Annotated in this window: 17 protein-coding genes and 1 pseudogene; 10 read left to right on the forward strand and 8 right to left on the reverse strand. The window is 68.9% G+C overall.

The window, feature by feature from the left end; all coding sequences use genetic code 11:
* Positions 1-7 precede the first annotated feature (7 nt).
* From mreC to AB0E69_RS35995, 7 genes are all read left to right on the forward strand, one after another.
* Positions 8-967, forward strand: coding sequence for a rod shape-determining protein MreC (gene mreC / locus AB0E69_RS35965; RefSeq protein ID WP_360156921.1), 960 nt, complete (start codon positions 8-10; stop codon positions 965-967).
* Position 968: 1 nt separating this feature from the next.
* Positions 969-1,505, forward strand: coding sequence for a rod shape-determining protein MreD (gene mreD / locus AB0E69_RS35970; protein WP_360156924.1), 537 nt, complete (start codon positions 969-971; stop codon positions 1,503-1,505).
* Positions 1,502-3,556: a penicillin-binding protein 2 gene (gene mrdA, locus AB0E69_RS35975; protein ID WP_360156927.1), complete on the forward strand. Its 2,055-nt coding sequence runs from the start codon at positions 1,502-1,504 to the stop codon at positions 3,554-3,556. The genes mreD and mrdA overlap by 4 nt, the downstream gene beginning before the upstream one ends.
* 10 nt (positions 3,557-3,566) lie before the next feature.
* Positions 3,567-4,733 carry a rod shape-determining protein RodA gene (gene rodA / locus AB0E69_RS35980; RefSeq protein WP_360156930.1) on the forward strand — a complete coding sequence of 389 codons (1,167 nt, stop codon included), beginning with the start codon at positions 3,567-3,569 and terminating at the stop codon, positions 4,731-4,733.
* A 68-nt stretch (positions 4,734-4,801) separates the two neighbouring features.
* Positions 4,802-5,521, forward strand: a complete 720-nt coding sequence (locus AB0E69_RS35985) for a hypothetical protein (protein ID WP_360156933.1) — start codon at positions 4,802-4,804, stop codon at positions 5,519-5,521.
* Between the two features lie 75 nt (positions 5,522-5,596).
* On the forward strand, positions 5,597-6,028 hold the full coding sequence (locus AB0E69_RS35990) for a carboxymuconolactone decarboxylase family protein (protein WP_360156936.1): 432 nt from the start codon (positions 5,597-5,599) through the stop codon (positions 6,026-6,028).
* Positions 5,977-6,858 (forward strand): sigma-70 family RNA polymerase sigma factor, encoded by an 882-nt coding sequence (locus AB0E69_RS35995; protein ID WP_360156939.1) that lies wholly within the window; start codon positions 5,977-5,979, stop codon positions 6,856-6,858. The genes AB0E69_RS35990 and AB0E69_RS35995 overlap by 52 nt, the downstream gene beginning before the upstream one ends.
* Here the strand turns inward: AB0E69_RS35995 and AB0E69_RS36000 are convergent.
* Complete coding sequence (locus tag AB0E69_RS36000; RefSeq protein ID WP_360156942.1) at positions 6,842-7,294, reverse strand: Lrp/AsnC family transcriptional regulator; 453 nt, start codon at positions 7,292-7,294, stop codon at positions 6,842-6,844. The two genes, AB0E69_RS35995 and AB0E69_RS36000, sit on opposite strands and share 17 nt — an antisense overlap.
* 79 nt (positions 7,295-7,373) lie before the next feature.
* Here AB0E69_RS36000 and AB0E69_RS36005 point away from each other — a divergent pair, with 79 nt between their 5' ends.
* From AB0E69_RS36005 to AB0E69_RS36015, 3 genes are all read left to right on the forward strand, one after another.
* Positions 7,374-7,784, forward strand: a complete 411-nt coding sequence (locus AB0E69_RS36005; protein ID WP_360156945.1) for a DUF2000 domain-containing protein — start codon at positions 7,374-7,376, stop codon at positions 7,782-7,784.
* 20 nt (positions 7,785-7,804) lie between these two features.
* Positions 7,805-8,548 (forward strand): alpha/beta fold hydrolase, encoded by a 744-nt coding sequence (locus tag AB0E69_RS36010; protein WP_360156948.1) that lies wholly within the window; start codon positions 7,805-7,807, stop codon positions 8,546-8,548.
* A 64-nt stretch (positions 8,549-8,612) separates the two neighbouring features.
* Complete coding sequence (locus AB0E69_RS36015) at positions 8,613-10,544, forward strand: TIGR03960 family B12-binding radical SAM protein (protein WP_360156951.1); 1,932 nt, start codon at positions 8,613-8,615, stop codon at positions 10,542-10,544.
* A 45-nt stretch (positions 10,545-10,589) separates the two neighbouring features.
* Here the strand turns inward: AB0E69_RS36015 and AB0E69_RS36020 are convergent, their stop codons facing one another.
* The 7 genes and pseudogenes from AB0E69_RS36020 to AB0E69_RS36050 form a co-directional block, all read right to left on the reverse strand.
* Entirely contained in the window at positions 10,590-10,958 is a 369-nt protein-coding gene (locus tag AB0E69_RS36020) for a hypothetical protein (protein ID WP_360156954.1), read from the reverse strand.
* Between the two features lie 47 nt (positions 10,959-11,005).
* Complete coding sequence (locus AB0E69_RS36025) at positions 11,006-12,325, reverse strand: HAD-IA family hydrolase (protein ID WP_360156957.1); 1,320 nt, start codon at positions 12,323-12,325, stop codon at positions 11,006-11,008.
* 4 nt (positions 12,326-12,329) lie between these two features.
* Positions 12,330-13,652, reverse strand: coding sequence for a M20/M25/M40 family metallo-hydrolase (locus tag AB0E69_RS36030; protein ID WP_360156960.1), 1,323 nt, complete (start codon positions 13,650-13,652; stop codon positions 12,330-12,332).
* A 3-nt stretch (positions 13,653-13,655) separates the two neighbouring features.
* Positions 13,656-13,913, reverse strand: a complete 258-nt coding sequence (locus AB0E69_RS36035) for a hypothetical protein (protein ID WP_360156963.1) — start codon at positions 13,911-13,913, stop codon at positions 13,656-13,658.
* A gap of 8 nt (positions 13,914-13,921) precedes the next feature.
* A complete protein-coding gene (locus AB0E69_RS36040; RefSeq protein ID WP_360156966.1) occupies positions 13,922-16,165 on the reverse strand; it encodes a M43 family zinc metalloprotease in 2,244 nt (747 codons plus the stop codon).
* 222 nt (positions 16,166-16,387) lie between these two features.
* Entirely contained in the window at positions 16,388-17,371 is a 984-nt protein-coding gene (locus tag AB0E69_RS36045; RefSeq protein ID WP_360156969.1) for an alpha/beta hydrolase family protein, read from the reverse strand.
* A 51-nt stretch (positions 17,372-17,422) separates the two neighbouring features.
* Positions 17,423-17,694 (reverse strand): annotated as a pseudogene (locus AB0E69_RS36050) (hypothetical protein); the annotation flags it as partial.

Genomic DNA, 17,694 nt, shown 5'->3' on the forward strand with positions numbered 1-17,694 from the left:
TCCACCGATGCTCAAAGACCTCGGTAGCCCGACGACCAGGCGGTCGTCGCCTCGCAGTGCCTTCCGTTCGGCCGGCGAGGCACCGCTGCGCTCGGTCGGTATGCCGAGCACGGTCCGGCGCCGCCGTACCGTGCTGATCCTGGTGATCCTGGCCTGCTTCACGCTGATCGTGCTGGACGCACGCCGCTCGGCGGGTTCGCCGCTGGAGCCGGTGCGAGAGGCCGCCGCCAGTGTGTTCGGTCCGCTCGAGTCGACTGCGACGTCCGCGCGCGAGCCTGTGGATGACCTCCGCGACCGGTTCGCGGAAATGGATAGGCTGAAAGCAGAGAACGAAAGACTCAAGCAAGCCAACGAAGACCTGACCCGGCAACTGACCACTTCCGACTACGCGCGGAGCCGGGCCGACGAGCTCGACAAGCTGCTCGAGGTCGCCCCGAAGTACACGATGACCCCGGCACGGGTGATCGGGATCGGCGGCGCGCAGAGCTTCAGCCACACGGTCACGATCGACGCCGGCACCGCGGACGGGGTGCGGGTCGACATGACCGTGATGAACGGTGTCGGGCTGGTCGGCAGGGTGGTGCGAACCACCCAGGGCACCGCGACCGTGCTGCTGATCGGCGACCGCAACTCGACGGTCGGCGGCCGGCTGAACCAAACCATGGCGCTCGGCTTCGTCTCCGGACGGGGAGACGTGGCCGGCACCCTCGACTACAAGCTGGTCGACCCGAAGGCGCGGCCCAAGGTCGGCGACCGGATCGTCACCTGGGGCTCGCGCGGCAACGCGCCGTACGTGCCAGGCGTGCCGATCGGCATCGTCACCTCCGTCACGCCGAACGCGGGCGCCCTCGGCTCCACCGCGACGATCAAGCCGTACGTCGACCCGACCCGGATCGACACCGTCGGCGTCGTCACCGGACCACCTGCTCGACCACCACGCACGCAACTCAAGGGAAGGGGGAACTGACATGATCGCCGCGCGTATCGGTCTGGCCGCCCTCTTCCTGATGGTGGCCGTGACCGTCCAGACCTCCGTGCTGACCAACATCGCGGTCGCCGGGGTGACGTGTGACCTCACGCTGATCGTCGTGATCGCGCTGGCGTTGTCCCGCGGATCGGAGTGGGGAGCGATCGCCGGGTTCGCGGGCGGCCTGCTGCTCGACGTCGTACCGCCCGCCGACCACACCGCCGGCCGGTGGGCGTTGTCGCTCGCCATCGCGGGCTACGTGGCCGGCCTGATCCGCCGCGAGACCTCCAGCGGACCGGTCGGCCCGCTCGGTGTCGCGTTGACGGTCGTGCTGGGGACTGCGATCTCCTTCTTCCTGTACAGCGCGACCGGTTCGCTGCTGCACGACCCGTCCGTCGACTGGTCCGAGTTCGGCGTCCGCCTCGGCATCTCCGCGGGCTACGACGTCGTCGGTGCCATCGTCGTCATCCCCCTGGTCATGTGGATCCTCGGCCGCGTCGTGCCGGCCCGCGAGCGTCGCAGCCGAGTGCTCCCATGAGCTGGGACGGTTTCGAGGCACCGCTGAAGGCGCGACTCCGGTTGTTTGTGATCGGGGTGCTGGTCTTCTCCTTGCTGTGCACGTTGTTCGGGCGGCTCTGGTACATGCAGGTGATGTCGAGCGCCGACTACTCGCAGGCCGCCACGCAGCAGCACATCCGGCAGGTGCTGATTCCCGCGCCGCGCGGCACGGTCATCGACTCGCAGGGCCGGACACTGGTCGGCAACCGGGTGTCCCTGGTGATCACGGTCGACCGGTCCGTGCTCGCGAAGCTCCCGGACAGCCAGCAGAACGTCGTACTGGCCAGGCTCGCCAAGGTGCTCGGTCAGAAGCCGAAGGACCTCAAGGCCCGCACGATGCTGTGCGGCGAGCCCGGCGCGTCCAAACCACCCGCCTGCTGGAACGGCACGCCGTACCAGCCGATCCCCGTCGCGAAGGATGTCAGCGAGCAGGTCGCGATCGAGGTGATGGAGCGCCGCGAGGACTTCCCCGGCATCTCCGCCGACTCGCAGACGCTGCGCGCGTACCCCGCGCCGTACAAGGTGAACGCGGCGCACATCCTCGGGTACCTGTCGCCGATCACGACCGAGGAGCTCGAGAAGATCGACAAGGCCGGTCAGGACTCGGTCCCGCACCGGTCGGACCTGGTCGGCCGGGCCGGCGTCGAGCGCGAGTACGACCAGCTCCTCCGCGGTACGCCGGGGGAGAAGGACGTCATCGTCGACGCGGTCGGCTACACCACCGGCATCCAGAAGCAGACCGCGCCGATCCCGGGCGCCACGTTGGTCACCACGATCGACGCGCGGATCCAGGCGGCCGTCGAGGGCCAGCTCAAGAACGCGATCCTGACCGCGCGCAAGCAGACCGACCCGGTCACCCACCGCAAGTACGTCGCCGACTCCGGCGCCGCGGTCGTGATGGACACCAAGACCGGCCGCCTGGTCGCCATGGCCAGCTACCCGAGCTACGACCCGGGAGTGTGGGTCGGTGGCATCTCCCAGCGCGAGCTGGACGCCCTCTACTCGCCGAAGTCCGGGACGCCGCTGCTGTCCCGGCCGCTGCAGGCCCAGCTGGCGCCGGGATCGACGTTCAAGCCGATCACCACGGCGGCCGCGCTCGGGGCCGGCTACAGCCAGAAGACCCGGCTGGACTGCTCGTCGTACTTCGAGGTCGGTAACCGCCGGTTCAAGAACTACGAGTCCGCGTCCTACGGGATGATCGGCTTCGACCGAGCGCTGGCGCTGTCCTGCGACACGTTCTTCTACCGGGTCGCGTACGCGCTCTGGCTGAAGGCGGGCGGCAACTCCAGCGACCAGAACGCGCACGACCCGCTGGTCGAGATGGCGCAGAAGTTCGGTCTCGGCAAGCCGACCGGCGTCGACCTGCCCGGCGAGGCGAACGGCCGGATCGCCGACCGGGCCTGGCGCAAGACGTACTACGACTCGATGAAGGACTACTACTGCAAGCTCGCGGACAACCCGCCGTCGGGCACGTCCGCGTTCCTGAAGCAGTTCTCCCGCGAGTTCTGCGTCGACGGTTACAAGTACCGCGCCGGTGACGCGGTCAACTTCGCCATCGGGCAGGGCGACACCACGATCACGCCGCTCCAGCTCGCGACCGTGTACTCCGCGCTGTCGAACGGCGGCACCGTCTTCGAGCCGCGCGTCGTACAGTCCTGGATCGGCGCCAACGGCAAGCCGCACGAGATCAAGCCGGCGGTGAAGACCAGGCTTCCGGTGCCGCGGAACACGCTGAAGTACATCGACAACGCGCTCAAGGAGACCGTCAGGTCCGGGACGGCGGCGTGGAAGTTCCAGGGCTTCCCGCTCGACCAGATCCCGATCCGCGCCAAGACCGGTACGGCAGAGGTCTACGGCAAGCAGACGACCTCGTGGCTCGCGTCGTACAGCGACCGGTACGCCGTGGTGATGATGCTCAGCCAGGCCGGTACCGGTTCGGGTGCGGGCGGTGACGCGGTCCGCAAGATCTACGAGACGCTCTACAACATCAAGCCCCCGCCGCCCGGCGGCACCGAGAAGCCGAAGGGATGAGGGTCGCGAGATGGCGTTGCTGAGCCCGATCCGGACGCGGCCGCGGATGGACCGCCGGTCGACGGTGTGGCAGGTGGACTGGCTCCTCGTGCTCGGCGTCGTCGCGCTCTCGTTCATGGGCGCGATGCTGGTCTGGTCCGCGACCCACAACCGCACCTCGCTCACCGAGGGCAACCAGTACGCGTTCCTGGTCCGGCACGCGGTGAACTTCGCGATCGGCCTGGTGCTGGCGATCCTGGCCGCGGTCACCGACCACCGCCGGGTCCGCATCCTCGCCCCGGTCCTGTACGCCGCCTCGATCGTCGGACTGGTCCTGGTGCTGGTGCCCGGCGTCGGCTCGACCATCAACGGGTCCCGGTCCTGGATCCAGCTGCCGTTCATGTCGATCCAGCCGAGCGAGTTCGCCAAGCTGGCCGTGATCGTCGGGATGGCGCTGCTGATCGCGGAGAAGGGCGAAACCGACCGGAACGAGGACGCCCGGACCATCGACGTCGCGCAGGCGATCGCGGTCGCCGCCGTACCGGTGATCCTGGTGATGCTGCAGCCCGACCTCGGCACGGTGATGGTGCTGGGCTCGATCGTGTTCGGGATCATCGCGGTGTCCGGCGTCCCGAAGCGGTGGATGCTCGGGCTGCTCACCGCGGGCGTGGTGGTCGCGGCGGTTGCGATCAAGCTGCAGGTCCTGAAGCAGTACCAGCTGGCCCGGTTCATCGCGTTCGCGAACCCGTCGTCGGACCCGCAGGGCATCGGGTACAACGTGAACCAGGCGCGGATCGCGATCGGCAACGGCGGCGTGTTCGGGCAGGGACTGTTCCACGGCGGCCAGACGCAGAACGCGTTCGTCCCCGAGCAGCACACCGACTTCGTCTTCACCGTCGCCGGCGAGGAGCTCGGGCTGATCGGGGCCGGCGCGATCATCGTGCTGTTCGCGCTGATCCTGTTCCGCGGGCTGCGGATCGCGGTGAACGCGCGGGACGCGTTCGGCCGGCTGGTGGCGACCGGAATCGTGTGCTGGTTCGCGTTCCAGGCGTTCGAGAACATCGGGATGACGCTCGGGATCATGCCGGTCACCGGCCTGCCGCTGCCGTTCGTCTCGTACGGCGGCTCGTCGATGTTCGCCTGTCTGCTCGCCGTCGGCCTGCTGCAGAACATCCACCTCCGCTCGCACCGGTTCTGACCCGGTCCGGTACGCTGCTGCGTGCTCGACCGCCGGTGGGCCCCGCCCGGCCCGGGAGAAAGGTCCGCATGACCAGGTTCGTGCTCGCACTCGCCGCCGCCCTCAGCGTCTCGCTCACCGCCTGCAGCGGCGATGATCCGAAGGCCGGATCCACCCCGACGCCGACCCCGAGCAGTACGCCGACCCCGGTCGCCGAGAAGACGTCGGACACGCCGGTGACGCGGACCAGCGCCGAGCTCACCAAGGCGCTGCTCGAGCTCAGCGACCTGCCGAGCGGGTTCCAGCTCGAGAAGGACGATCCGGACGACGGGTCGAAGCCGTTCTCGTCGCCGACCAGCAAGTGCAAGGCGCTGGTCAAGTACCTGAACGCGACCAAGGCCCCTGGCTCCAAGGCGAGCGTGACCAGGACGTACTCCGGCGGTCAGGAAGGCCCGTACATCGACTTCGGTCTCGACGCGATGGGAACCGCCGGCGAGGTCGCCGACCTCCGGGACGCGTACGCCGACGCCGTCGACGACTGCGCGAAGGTCACGCTCAGGACCGCGGGCGCGGGCAACACGTCGATGAAGGTCGAGAAGATCACCGCGCCGGCGTACGGCACCAAACCGTTCGCCTTCCGGCTGACCGGCACGAGCGGCCCGAAACGCGGACTCGAGTACGCGGCCGCGGTCACCGGCGTCGGCGACGTGATCATCTCGGTCGGCGTCCTCGCCGGCGGCGGCACCGAGCTAGACCCCGCCACCGAAGCCGCGGTCACCAAGGCCAAACAAGTCCTCAAAACCACCTGACCGCGTGAGCGGCGTCACAGGACGTCGTGTCACGCCAGGGCGGCCGCGGGCCGTCGTGTCGGTATGGATGAGCGGATGAGTTTCCCCAAGGTGTCGCCGGGTGGCTTCAAGGCCGTGTACGGCGTGGAGAACTATGTGCAGGGCGTCCTCGACCACCAGTTGCTGCATTTGATCAAGGTCAGGGTGTCGATGGTCAATGCGTGTGCGTTCTGTCTGGACATGCACACGACGGACGCGTTGAAGGAAGGCGAGACGGCGCAGCGGTTGTTCGGGTTGGCGGCCTGGCGGGAGTCGCCGTTCTACGACGAGCGGGAGCGGGCCGCGCTGGCGTTGACGGATGCGGTGACGGTGCTCGAGCGGACCGGCGTACCGGACGAGGTGTGGGATGCGGTCGTCGAGCACTTCGGTGCCGAGGGTGCGGCGCATGTGCTCCTCGCGATCGGCACCATCAACCTGTGGACCCGGCTGAACATCGCGACCCGGAAGCAACCAGAGCTCGCCGGTTGATTCTGGACGAGTACCAGTCCGCCCGCAGCATGCTGGCGGGTCTCGCCTACCGGTTGCTCGGTAGCTGGCAGGACGCCGAGGACGTCCTGCAGGAGGCCTATGTCCGATGGTCCGCGGCGGACCGTACCGACGTCGCCGAGCCGCGCCGCTACCTGACCCGGGTGGTGACGCGGCTGTCAGTCGACGTACTGCGAACCCGCCGGGCGCGCCGCGAAACGTACGTCGGCGAGTGGCTCCCGGAGCCGGTGTCACGCGACACCCTCGACGAGTCCGACCTGTCGCTCGCACTGCTCCACCTGATGGAGCGCCTGACTCCGCCGCAACGCGCGGTCTACGTACTGCGGACCGCCTTCACCCTCCCGTACGACGAGATCGCCGAAATCCTCGGCCGCACTCCAGAGGACTGCCGCCAGCTCCACCGCCGCGCAGTCAAGGCACTCGACCGCGCGGCCCCGCGCTACCAGCCGTCGCCCGACGAGCAGCGCCGACTCCTCCTCGACTTCGTGGCCGCTGCCCGCGACGGCGACCTGCCGCGGCTGGAAGCGATGCTGAAGGAGTCGGTGACGGCCTGGACCGACGGCGGCGGCATCCGCCGGGCCGCCCGCAAACCGGTCGTCGGCCGGACGAAGGTCGCGGCCTTCTACGCCCACGTCTACGCGCGCCCGAACGTGACCGTCGTACCCGTCGAGCTGGCCACCGGACCGGCACTCGACATTCACGTCAACGGCCATCGCCACGTGCTGACGGTGGAGCTCGACGCGCTTCGGATCGCCGGCATTCGGGTGATCTCCAACCCGGACAAGCTGGCCGCGGTCAGCTCAACGGCATGATCGTCGTGCGGCGGTGGTGCTCGAAGACGACCGAGCTGCGGATGTCGGCGATCTCCTGGCGCTTGGCCAGGGCGAGGACCAGGTCGCGGAGAGCCTGGGTGTCCTTGACCGCGACGTGGGCGAGGAAGTCGGAACCGCCGGAGACCATGAACATGTCGAGGGTCTGCGGGAGGTCCATCACGTAGGCCTGGAAGGACGTCGCGACCGCCATCGCCTGCGGCCGGAGCTTGATCGAGATGATCGCCTGGGTCGACCGGTCGATCGCCTGCAGGTCGACGGCCGCGTGGTACCCGCTGATCACCCCACGGTCGCGCAGCCCCCGGATCCGCTCCAAGCAGGTCGACGGCGCAATCCCGAGCTCAGCCGCCATCTCCCGGTTGGTCCGCCGCGCATCGTTCTGCAGCATCCGCAGCAAAGCCGTATCAAGTTCGTCCATGGGAGCCATTGTGCCCGTTGTGCCGAACGATGTTCGGTCTCCGCGCGATCCGGCCGACCGGAAGGCTAGCCTGACCGCCGTGCTGACGAACAAGATTGTCGTGATCCTGGCCGCCGAGGCCCCGATCGGTGTCGCCCTGAATACCGCTGCGCTGCTCGGTGTCGGCCTCGGCCGGCACCACGACGACACGGTCGGGCCGGAGACCGCCGACGCTGCCGGTACGCCGCACACCGGCATGTGTGCCTACCCGATCCCGGTACTGCGAGCCTCCGCCGAGCAGCTGCACCAGCTCCGCGCACAGGCCGCCGCCCGCCCTGACGTCACCATCCACGACATGACCCAGGTGGCCCAGCAGGCCCGCACCTACGACCAGATGTCCACGACCCTGGCCGGCACCAAGCCGGAGGACATCGAGTACCTGGGCCTGGCGCTGTACGGCCCCCGCCAAACCGTCGACTCGCTCACCGGCGCCCTGGCCCTCTACCGCTGACCCGAAAGTAGTGTGGGGGTATGCGACTCAACTACGTGGAGACCGGTTCGGCAGATTCGCCCGTTGTCCTGCTGGGTTCGTCGCTCGGCGCCAGTCACGCGATGTGGGCGCCGCAGGTCGACGTACTGGCCGAGCGGTACCGGGTGATCGCGTTCGACCACCGCGGGCACGGCGAGTCCGAGGTACCGGACGGCCCGTACACGATCGACGACCTCGGCGGGGACGTGGTCGAGCTGCTCGACGCGCTCGAGGTCGAGCAGGCGTCGTACGTCGGGATCTCGCTGGGCGGATCCGTCGGGCTCTGGCTGGCGATCAACGCGCCGGACCGGATCCACCGGCTGGTCGCGATCTGCCCACCGACCAACACGGCCGAGAACCCGCAGCCGTGGACCGAGCGCGCCGCGCAGGTACGCGCCGACGGCACCCAATCCATCACCGAGGCCACGCTCGGGCGCTGGTTCCGGCCGGAGTTCACCGAGATCGCGGACATCCGCAAGATGCTCGAAGACTGCCCGGACGAGGGCTACGCCGCCGCCTGCGAGGCGCTCAGCACCATGAACCTCCTGCCCGGCCTGGCCGGCATCACCGCCCCGGTGCTGCTGATCACCACCGACGGCGACGCCTCCGTCCCGCCGGAGACCGTCGTACCGCTCGCCTCCCAGATCCCCGGCGCCCACCTCGAAATCATCGAGAACGCCGCCCACCTGGTCAGCTACTCACACCCCGACCTCGTCAACCCCCTCCTCCTCACCCACCTGAGCTGATTCCGGCGAACGGGTGGAGCGGCGTTAGGCTGGTAGGCGCTCTGTCCTCGACCGGAAGTGCCTGATGACCGTCGAATCGCTGTTCCCGCGGTTGGAGACGCTGCTGCCCAGCGTGCAGAAGCCGATCCAGTACGTCGGAGGTGAGCTGAACTCGATCAGCAAGGACTGGGACGCGGTGAGCGTCCGCTGGGCGCTGATGTACCCGGACGCGTACGAGGTCGGCCTGCCCAACCAGGGCGTCCAGATCCTGTACGAAGTGCTGAACGAGCGCGACCACATCCTGGCCGAGCGGACGTACTCCGTCTGGCCGGACATGGAGCAGGTGATGCGAGTCAACGGGATCCCGCAGTTCACGCTGGACAGCCACCGGCCGGTCCGGGCCTTCGACGTCTTCGGGCTGTCGTTCTCGACCGAGCTCGGCTACACGAACATGCTGACCGCGCTCGACCTGGCCGGTATCCCGCTGCACGCGGTCGACCGGACCGACGAGGACCCGATCGTGCTCGCCGGCGGGCACGCCGCGTTCAACCCCGAGCCGGTCGCCGACTTCATCGACGCCGCGGTGCTGGGTGACGGCGAGGAGATCGTGCTCGCGATCTCCGAGGTGATCCGGGAGTGGAAGGACGAGGGCCGCCCGGGCGGCCGCGACGAGGTCCTGCTCCGGCTGGCCAAGTCCGGCGGCGTCTACATCCCGAAGTTCTTCACGGTCGAGTACCTCGCCGACGGCCGGATCCAGCGGGTCACCCCGAACCGCCACGGGGTGCCGTTCCGGACCGCCAAGCACACGGTGATGGACCTCGACGCGTGGCCGTACCCGAAGAAGCCGCTGGTCCCGCTCGCCGAGACCGTGCACGAGCGGTTCTCGGTGGAGATCTTCCGCGGCTGCACCCGCGGCTGCCGGTTCTGCCAGGCCGGGATGATCACCCGCCCGGTCCGCGAGCGCAGCATCACCACGATCGGCGCGATGGTCGAGAACGGCCTCAAGCAGACCGGTTTCGAGGAGGTCGGCCTGCTCAGTCTGTCGAGTGCCGACCACAGCGAGATCGCGGACGTGGCCAAGGGTCTCGGCGACCAGTACGAGGGCAGCAACGTCTCGCTGTCGTTGCCCTCGACAAGGGTCGACGCGTTCAACATCACGCTGGCCAACGAGTTCTCCCGCAACGGCCGGCGCAGCGGGCTGACGTTCGCGCCCGAGGGCGGGTCGGACCGGATGCGCAAGGTGATCAACAAGATGGTCACCGAGGAGGACCTGATCCGCACCGTCGCGGCGGCCTACAGCCACGGCTGGCGGCAGGTGAAGCTGTACTTCATGTGCGGTCTGCCGACCGAGACCGACGAGGACGTGCTGGCGATCGCCGACCTGGCGAAGAAGGTGATCGCGACCGGGCGGGAGGCATCCGGCCGGCGCGACATCCGCTGCACGGTGTCGATCGGCGGGTTCGTGCCGAAGCCGCATACGCCGTTCCAGTGGGCGTCGCAGCTCGGCGCCGAGGAGACCGACGCCCGGCTGTCGAAGCTCGCCGCGGCGATCCGCGCGGACAAGAACTACGCGAAGGCGATCGGCTTCCGGTACCACGACGGCAAGCCCGGCATCATCGAAGGCCTGCTGTCCCGCGGCGACCGTCGCGTCGGCCGCGTGATCGAGGAGGTCTGGCGGGCCGGTGGCCGGTTCGACGGCTGGAGCGAGCACTTCTCGTACGACCGCTGGGTCGAGGCGTGCGAGAAGGCGCTGGCGGACGAGCCGGTCGACCTCGCCTGGTACACGACGCGCGAGCGCGAGTACGCCGAAGTACTGCCGTGGGACCACCTGGACTCGGGCCTGGACCGGGACTGGCTGTGGGAGGACTGGCAGGACTCGCTCGAGGAGGACGGCGCGATCGAGGTCGAGGACTGCCGCTGGACCCCGTGCTTCGACTGCGGCGTCTGCCCGCAGATGGGCACCGAGATCCAGATCGGCCCGACCGGCAAGAAGCTCCTGCCGCTCAGCGTGGTGTGAGGTCTGGGCCCGCGGTCGGTGCGGGCCCACACCTGGTGTCCTGACTCAGCTGCAGCCGAAGTTGATGTCCGGCGTGGACTCGACCTGGTCCTGCCAGTACGCGACGCCCTTCCAGTAGCCGCAGTCCGTCCCCGGGCCGAACCAGGCGCCGCCACCGGCGTAGGGGTGCGTCCAGTCGTACAACGTGAACGGCCCGTTCGGGTTGTCGGCCCGCCAGAGCTCGACGCGGACCTCGCGAACATCCGTCGAACATCCGTCGAGCGAGACAGCGACGTACAACATCTCGGCGCTGGAGTACACACCGCTGGCCACATACAGATCACAGGCACTGACACTCGCCTGCGCCGGCGCCGCGCCCACCATCCCGGCCACCGCGGTCACACCCGCCAGCGCCGCTCCCAGAAGTTTCTTCATCCCCAGTCCCTTCGGTTATTAATTAACAGAAGAGCCAGAAGATTAAGTCACCAACTCACCCCAGTCGACCCTTTCGACCCCGTTGAAAGAAGCAGCTCGCTGAGCGGGAGGTCGTGGGCGCTGGGCAGGACGAGGTTCGCGGTGATGGAGTCCGGCGCGACGTACGGGTTGGGGATGGCGACTGTGTGCAGGCCGGCCGCCTGGGCTGCGGCGACGCCGTGGGCGGTGTCTTCGATCGCGATTGCTTGGACGCCGGGTACGTCGAGGCGCTGGAGCGCGAGGTGGTAGATCGCTGGGTCGGGCTTGTGGGTGGCGACCTCGTCGCCGGTGACGATCAGGTCGAACATCTCCACCGCATGCACTCGCTCGAGGTGGCCGACGACCCAGCGTCGTGGTGAGCTGCTGGCGATCGCGACCCTCAGGCCGAGCTCGCGGGCCGCGGCGATCCACGCTCGAATGCCGGGCCGGAAATCGAGTGTGTCGTGCAGCCGGTCGCGGAACGCGACCCGCCGGGCGTGACTCTCGGCCCGGTCGAAGTCGGTGCCGACGGCGGCGGCGAGGACGGCGTACCGGTCCTCGGTGACGTCACCGCCGTGGCCGGGCCAGAACGCCTCGAGGTCGAGCTCGAGGCCGTGGTGTGCCCACTCGGCCCGCCAGCTCTCGACCATCGTGGTCTCGGTGTCCATCAGCAGTCCGTCGAAATCGAAGACGAGCGCGCGGACGTCGACCGGCACGAGCCTGGTCGCGAGGTGGTGGATCTGCCGGTCGTCCAGGCCGAGGCTGGTCAGGTACGCGCGGATCCCGCCGAGCTCGTCGATCCGGTCGAGGGAGCCGAGGATCGTCTCCGGCCGGGTCCGCGCCGCCTCCGGACCGTCCTGGATCCCGAGCAGGACCTCACTGATCGCGTAGTCGTCGGCGATTGTGGCGCGCGGTACGCCGACCAGGTCGAGCAGCAGCGCGACCACCAGGCCGGTGCGATCCTTGCCCGCCCGGCAATGCACAACAACCGGCTGGTCGGCGGGAGCCGCGGCGATCGCGCGGAAGACTCTGCCGATGTGGGCCGCGTTGCGGGTCAGGCTGTTGCGGTAGACGTCCACCTTCCGCGGCTCGTCCTCCGGCACCCGCAGCATCTCGGCCTCAGGGTCGATCCAGGGAATCCGCTGGTACGCCGGGTCCGCCTCGAGCGGATGTGGTTGCTCGAGCTCCCAGTCCGACCGCAGATCGAGAACCAGCCCGGGGCGGACCGCCTCCAGGAGCGTGGGATCGACGGCGTCCAGCGTCTCGCTGCGGATCAGCGCCCGGTCGCGCGTCGGAACGCCGTACCGCGTCGGAAGTCCGCCTAGGTCACGCGCGTTCGGGCTCCACATGCGGTCAGCTTAGGACAACGCCTCCGAGCGACTCGACGTCTTTCCAGGTGCCGTCGAACGCCTGGTGGTGCAGGGCGGAATCCATGCCGACGGCAAACACGTCGATCCGGCCGGGCGCACTGGCGACTACCGAGCCGGCGGGTCTGGGTCGCGACCTGACGACGGGCTCCAGCCAGCCGGCCAAGGCGGCGGTGTTCATCCGGAGGATGTCGGCGGTCAGCGACCAGTCGATGAAGTTGAGGGTGTCGTTGGCGGAGTGGATGTGGTGGTTCGCGCTGTCGCCGCCTTCGATCGTGAGGACGGCGGGAATGCCGGCGTCGATGAACGGGACATGGTCGCTGGCGAACGGGTTGAGCGAGGTCTCGACCGTAAGACCGGTGTACGTCGCAGCCGCGGTGGCGAGGGTGGTCAGCTGTGCTTGCGATACCGGGGCGCCTTCGAGGAGGACGGTCGGGGTCGCGGTGTTCTTGGTGCCGATCATGTCCATGTTGAGGACAGCGCGGACGCGGGCGCGGTCAGCCGGCGGGAGAGCGGCGACGTACTGCTTGCTGCCGAACAGGCCTTCTTCCTCGCCGCCGAAGAGGATCAGGCGGGTGTCGTGCTGCCAGGATCTAGTCGCGAGCAGGCGCGCGAGCTCGAGGACACCGGCGGAGCCGCTGCCGTTGTCGTCGGCGCCGGGTGCGTTCGCGGCGGGTCCGCCGGCGAGGTTGATGGAGTCGAGGTGGGCGGTGATGATCACCAGCTCGCGGTTGGTGCCGGTGCCGGCGCGGTCGGCGATCAGGTTGGCCGAGTGGCCGGCGCCGACGGTGATCTGGGTCCTCGCAGTTTGATAGCCGAGGGCAACCAGTTTGTGGTCGGCGTAGTCCATCGCCTGCGTGAAGGTCGCGCTCAACGAGTGCCTGGTCGGGAGGCCGGCCAGCCAGGTGAGGTCGGTCTGGTACGACGGGAGGTCGACCTGACTCACCAGGTCTGCGACAGTGGCGTCTGTGCGCGCTGGTGTGAGGCGCGGTACGTCGACGACCGTCGTACCGGGCTTGAGGTGCTCGATCCGCCAGCAGTGGTTGGAGCGTCGGCGCGGTCGGTCCGCCGACGAGATCACCAGGTAGCGGCCGTGGTCGAGCAGTGGGGTGACGTCCGGGTACTCCGCTTGGAAACTGCCGCCGACCTGCGTGACCAGCAGCAGACCGGGCGCCGTCCGGGATGCCCGGCCGAGCCGCTGCTCGGCCGGGACCCAGAGGAGGGTCTTCTCACCGAACCGCGCCGAGCGGGCGCCACGCGCGGCATCAACGGTCGGCACCACGAGGTACCGAACAGGTCCTGTACTCATCCCTCATCCCCAAGCGATCTCGAGCCGGTCAGCCCCGACCGAAACAATCCGGCCGCCCTGCAACCGGCCGCTGCTGTCCCAGCGGCCGGTTGCGCCGGGGGAGGGCGCGTCTCCTCGGCCTATCTGCAGCTGCCGATAGGTGCCGTCGGCATGGAACTCCACCCCCCGCCGGCCCCGGGCCGGCGGGAAGGCGTAGTTCTCGTGGCGGTAGACCGTCACCCCGTCGTGGTCTTCCTCGAAGGAGTGAGTCCAGCGGCCCACTGGGGTGGTCAGTTCGCCACCTCCTGCGGGAGGGTCGGCGGGAGCGTCTCCGGGATGGTCAGCTTGAAGTCGCTGATCACGCCGCCGAGCGCCTCGTACCCGGTAACCGACGGTCCCCAGGCCGCGCCGTCCCACCACTTGTGGTAGAGCTGCTTGTCGGTGCCGGTGACGAATACGTCCAGCCGGTTCGTGTCCCACGAGACCACCCGCGGCTCGTCGGTGCAGATCCCGCCCATGTACTCGTACCCGGTGACCGACGGTCCCCAGGCGGACCCGTCCCACCACTTGTGGTAAAGCGCGGAGTCCGTGCCGAGCAGGAACACGTCCAGCCGGTCCGATCCCCACGACACCACGGTCGGTGCCGTCGTACACACACCGCCCATGTACTCCCAGCCCGACCACGACGACCCGTCCCACCACTTGTGGTACAGCGCCGAGTCGGTCCCGATCACGAACATGTCCAGCCGGTTCTCGCCCCAGGCCACCACCCGCGGCGGCGAAGCGCAGACGCCACCGAGGTACTCGTACCCGCTCCAGGACGAGCCGTCCCACCACTTGTGGTACACCGCGTTGTCCGTGCCGAGCACGAACACGTCCAGCCGATCGGGGCCCCAGGCAACCACTTCCGGCGGGCTCATGCAGATCCCGCCGAGGTACTCGTACCCGTTCCACGACGAGCCGTCCCACCACTTGTGGTACAGCGCGCGGTCGGTGCCGAGGACGAACGCGTCGAGCCGGTCCGGGCCCCAGGTCGCCACCCGCGGCGGGCTCATGCAGACGCCGCCGAGGTACTCGTAGTCGACGGCGGACGGTCCCCAGGCGGAACCGTTCCACCACTTGTGGTACAGCGCGTGATCGGTGCCGAGCACGAACGCGTCGAGCCGGTCCGGACCCCACGACGCCACTTCCGGAGCACTCATGCAGATACCACCCATGTATTCGTATCCACCGACGGACGGACCCCAGGACCCGTTCCACCACTTGTGGTACAGCGCCAGATCGGTCCCGAGCACGAACGCGTCGAGCCGGTTCGCGCCCCACGACACCACCGAGCCGGCCGGCGTCGGTACGCCGACGGGCACGGGCACCGGGAGGTTCGTCCGGACGGTGTCGAGCGCGGCCTGCATCCGCGCCACCTGGTCGGTGGTGAACATGACCATGCCGCGGTCGTCGGTGTAGTCCATGTAGTCGTAGAACAGGTCGCCGTTCGGCCCGTTGCTGCAGGTCACGTGCGGGAACGTCGGTACGCCGAAGTTCGGGCCGGCCGCGTTCGGGGTGTCGGCGCACTCGTCGGTGCCGCTGCACCCGCTGCCGTCGTCGCCCCAGATGTGGAACAGGTTCAGGTAGTGCCCGACCTCGTGCGTGGTCGTCCGGCCGAGGTTGAACGGCGCCGCCGCCGTACCGTTGGTGCCGAAGCCGCTGTGCAGGATCACGACGCCGTCGGTGTTCGCCGGGCCACCCGGGAACTGTGCGTACCCGAGCAGGCCGCCGCCGAGCTGGCAGACCCAGATGTTCAGGTAGCGGGAGGTGTCCCACGGGTCGATGCCGCCGGTCGCGGTCGACTTGACCTTGTCGTCGGTGCCGAAGCTCGCCGTACTCGTCTGGGTCCGGGTGACACCGCTGTGCGGGTTCCCGTTCGGGTCCTCGGTGGCGAGGAAGAACTCGATCCGCGCGTCCGCGATCAGTCCGCTGAACACCGGCGGCACGATGCTGGTGTCCGGGTTGGTGGCGCGGTAGTCGCGGTTCAGGACGTCGATCTGGCTGTCGATCTGCGCCTGCGAGATGTTCTGTGCGTTCGTGTTCCAGACGACGTGGACGACACACGGGATCCGTGCGATCCCGGCGAAGCGCTGCTCGCCGGCGATGTAGTCCAGCGTCGCGGTCTCGAGCGCGGAGCGGGCCGCGGCGTACTCCGGTGACGTCGACAGCAGCCGCCGGTGCACCTCCATCACACCGCATTGCCGCCTGGTCGGGTACTCCGTGCGCCCGTCACCGGCAGCGCCGCTCATACCGGCACCCCCGGCCGTACCGCCACCACTCATCCCGGCCCCGCGCGGCTGACCGCCGCCGTTCATACCGTCACCATGCGGCTGGCCCGGACCGGTCATACCGTCCCCGGCCGGCTGTCCGCCACCACTCATGCCGGCGGCCGGTGACCCGCCGCCACTCATCGCAGTACCTGCTCCCGGAGCTCCGGTCATCCCGGTCACCGGCACGCCGTTCTCCACGCGCCCGTTGGCCTTCCTCGGCATTTCTCCCCCTTCCACGGGGGCACCCGAGCAGGCCGGCGCGGGTACGCCGAACCGAGACGATCACCCCCAGCGCATGCCTCGACCGAAGGCGATCGACGCCGCCTTCCCCCACCAAGCAGTAGGCCCCCAAGTCACTGCTCTGCGTTTCACCTTCCTCCCCTCACGCCGCGTGCACAAGAGTTCATGCACTGAGCAGTTTCGTTGGTAACACCCTCAACCGGTTCAGCGCACCTGCAGAGCGGCGAGCAGCATCGGCAGTGAGGAATGCAGTTCGCGCTGCCAGTAGGCCCAGGCGTGCGTACCGGGTCCGTAGAAGTTGGTGGTGAGGTGTTGGGCGCCGGCCCGGGTCAGAGCGGTCGCCAGTGCGTGGTTCTGGCGGTTGAAGTCAGCTTCGAGCGCATCGGTCTTGCCAGGTGGGTCGAACGGTCCTGCGGTGCCGTCGCCGCAGGACAGGTACACAGGAAGGGATTTGAGCTTCTGGGCGAGGTAGTAGGGGTCATGCGCGGCCCAGATGCCGCGCTGCTTCACCGGGTCCCCCCAGACGCGCAGGGGGTCGTTGCCCTGGCCCGCGAAGAAGCCCATGATCCGGTTGACCGACTCGTCGTTCAGCAACGGGTGTGCGGAGCCGGAGTACGCCGCGACCGCGCGGAACATGCCGGGGTGGCGAGCGGCGTACAGGAGCGCCCCTTGTCCGCCCATGGACAGGCCGGCGACCACGCGGTTGGGGCTGGCGCCCCAGCTCTTCTCCAGCAGTTGCCGGAGCTCGGTGGTGTGGAACGTCTCCCACGCCGGGTCGCCGCCGGCGCCGTAGTTCCACCAGTCGCTGTACCAGCCGTTCCAACCGGCCTCAGGCATTACCACGAGCACCTTACGCAGACTGTCGATCGAGGCGATGTCTGTGCCGGACCAGGATGTGTAGTCGCCGCAGCAACCGTGCAGCAGCCAGAAGGTCGGCCAGTGCCGGCTGCGGTCCGCCGGGTTCCAGCCGTCCGGCGTCAGCAACCGCACCTTGACCACGCGGTTGCCGAGCGCAGGGGAGCGCACCGACAGGTCCGTCAGCCGGTCGGCGACCTTGGTGACCGCGACGACCTCAGCACCTGCCTTGACGGGTGCGACAGCAGGAGGATTCAGCGCGACCGCCGGAGCAGCCGGCGCCAGCCCGAACACCAACACGACAACCAGCGCAACGCGCCGCAACCAGGCCATGGGTCTCACCTCTCGGGGCGGAGAGCAAATAAAACCAACGCTGTTACCAAATCAGCTCCGGACGCTCAGCGCGGCGCCGCGCGGCGTGTCTGCCCTCGGTGAGAGGTCGCGTTCCCACATCGTGCGTTGGGCGACTGGGCGGAAGCCGAGGTTGGTGTTGACGGCGATCATCGGGGTGTTTTCGGGCGCGTTCCAGGTGTGGAGTACGGCGGGCCGCGCGACGCCGGCCTGGAGTGCGCGCAGGTTGGGCGCTTTCACCGCGATTCCGAGGCCGCGGCCGCGGTGCGTGCGCCGGACGTAGGTGTCGTACTGGTTCAGCCGCT

The organism is Kribbella sp. NPDC026611, from assembly GCF_040638345.1.
In the GTDB taxonomy this organism is placed as follows: Bacteria; Actinomycetota; Actinomycetes; order Propionibacteriales; family Kribbellaceae; genus Kribbella.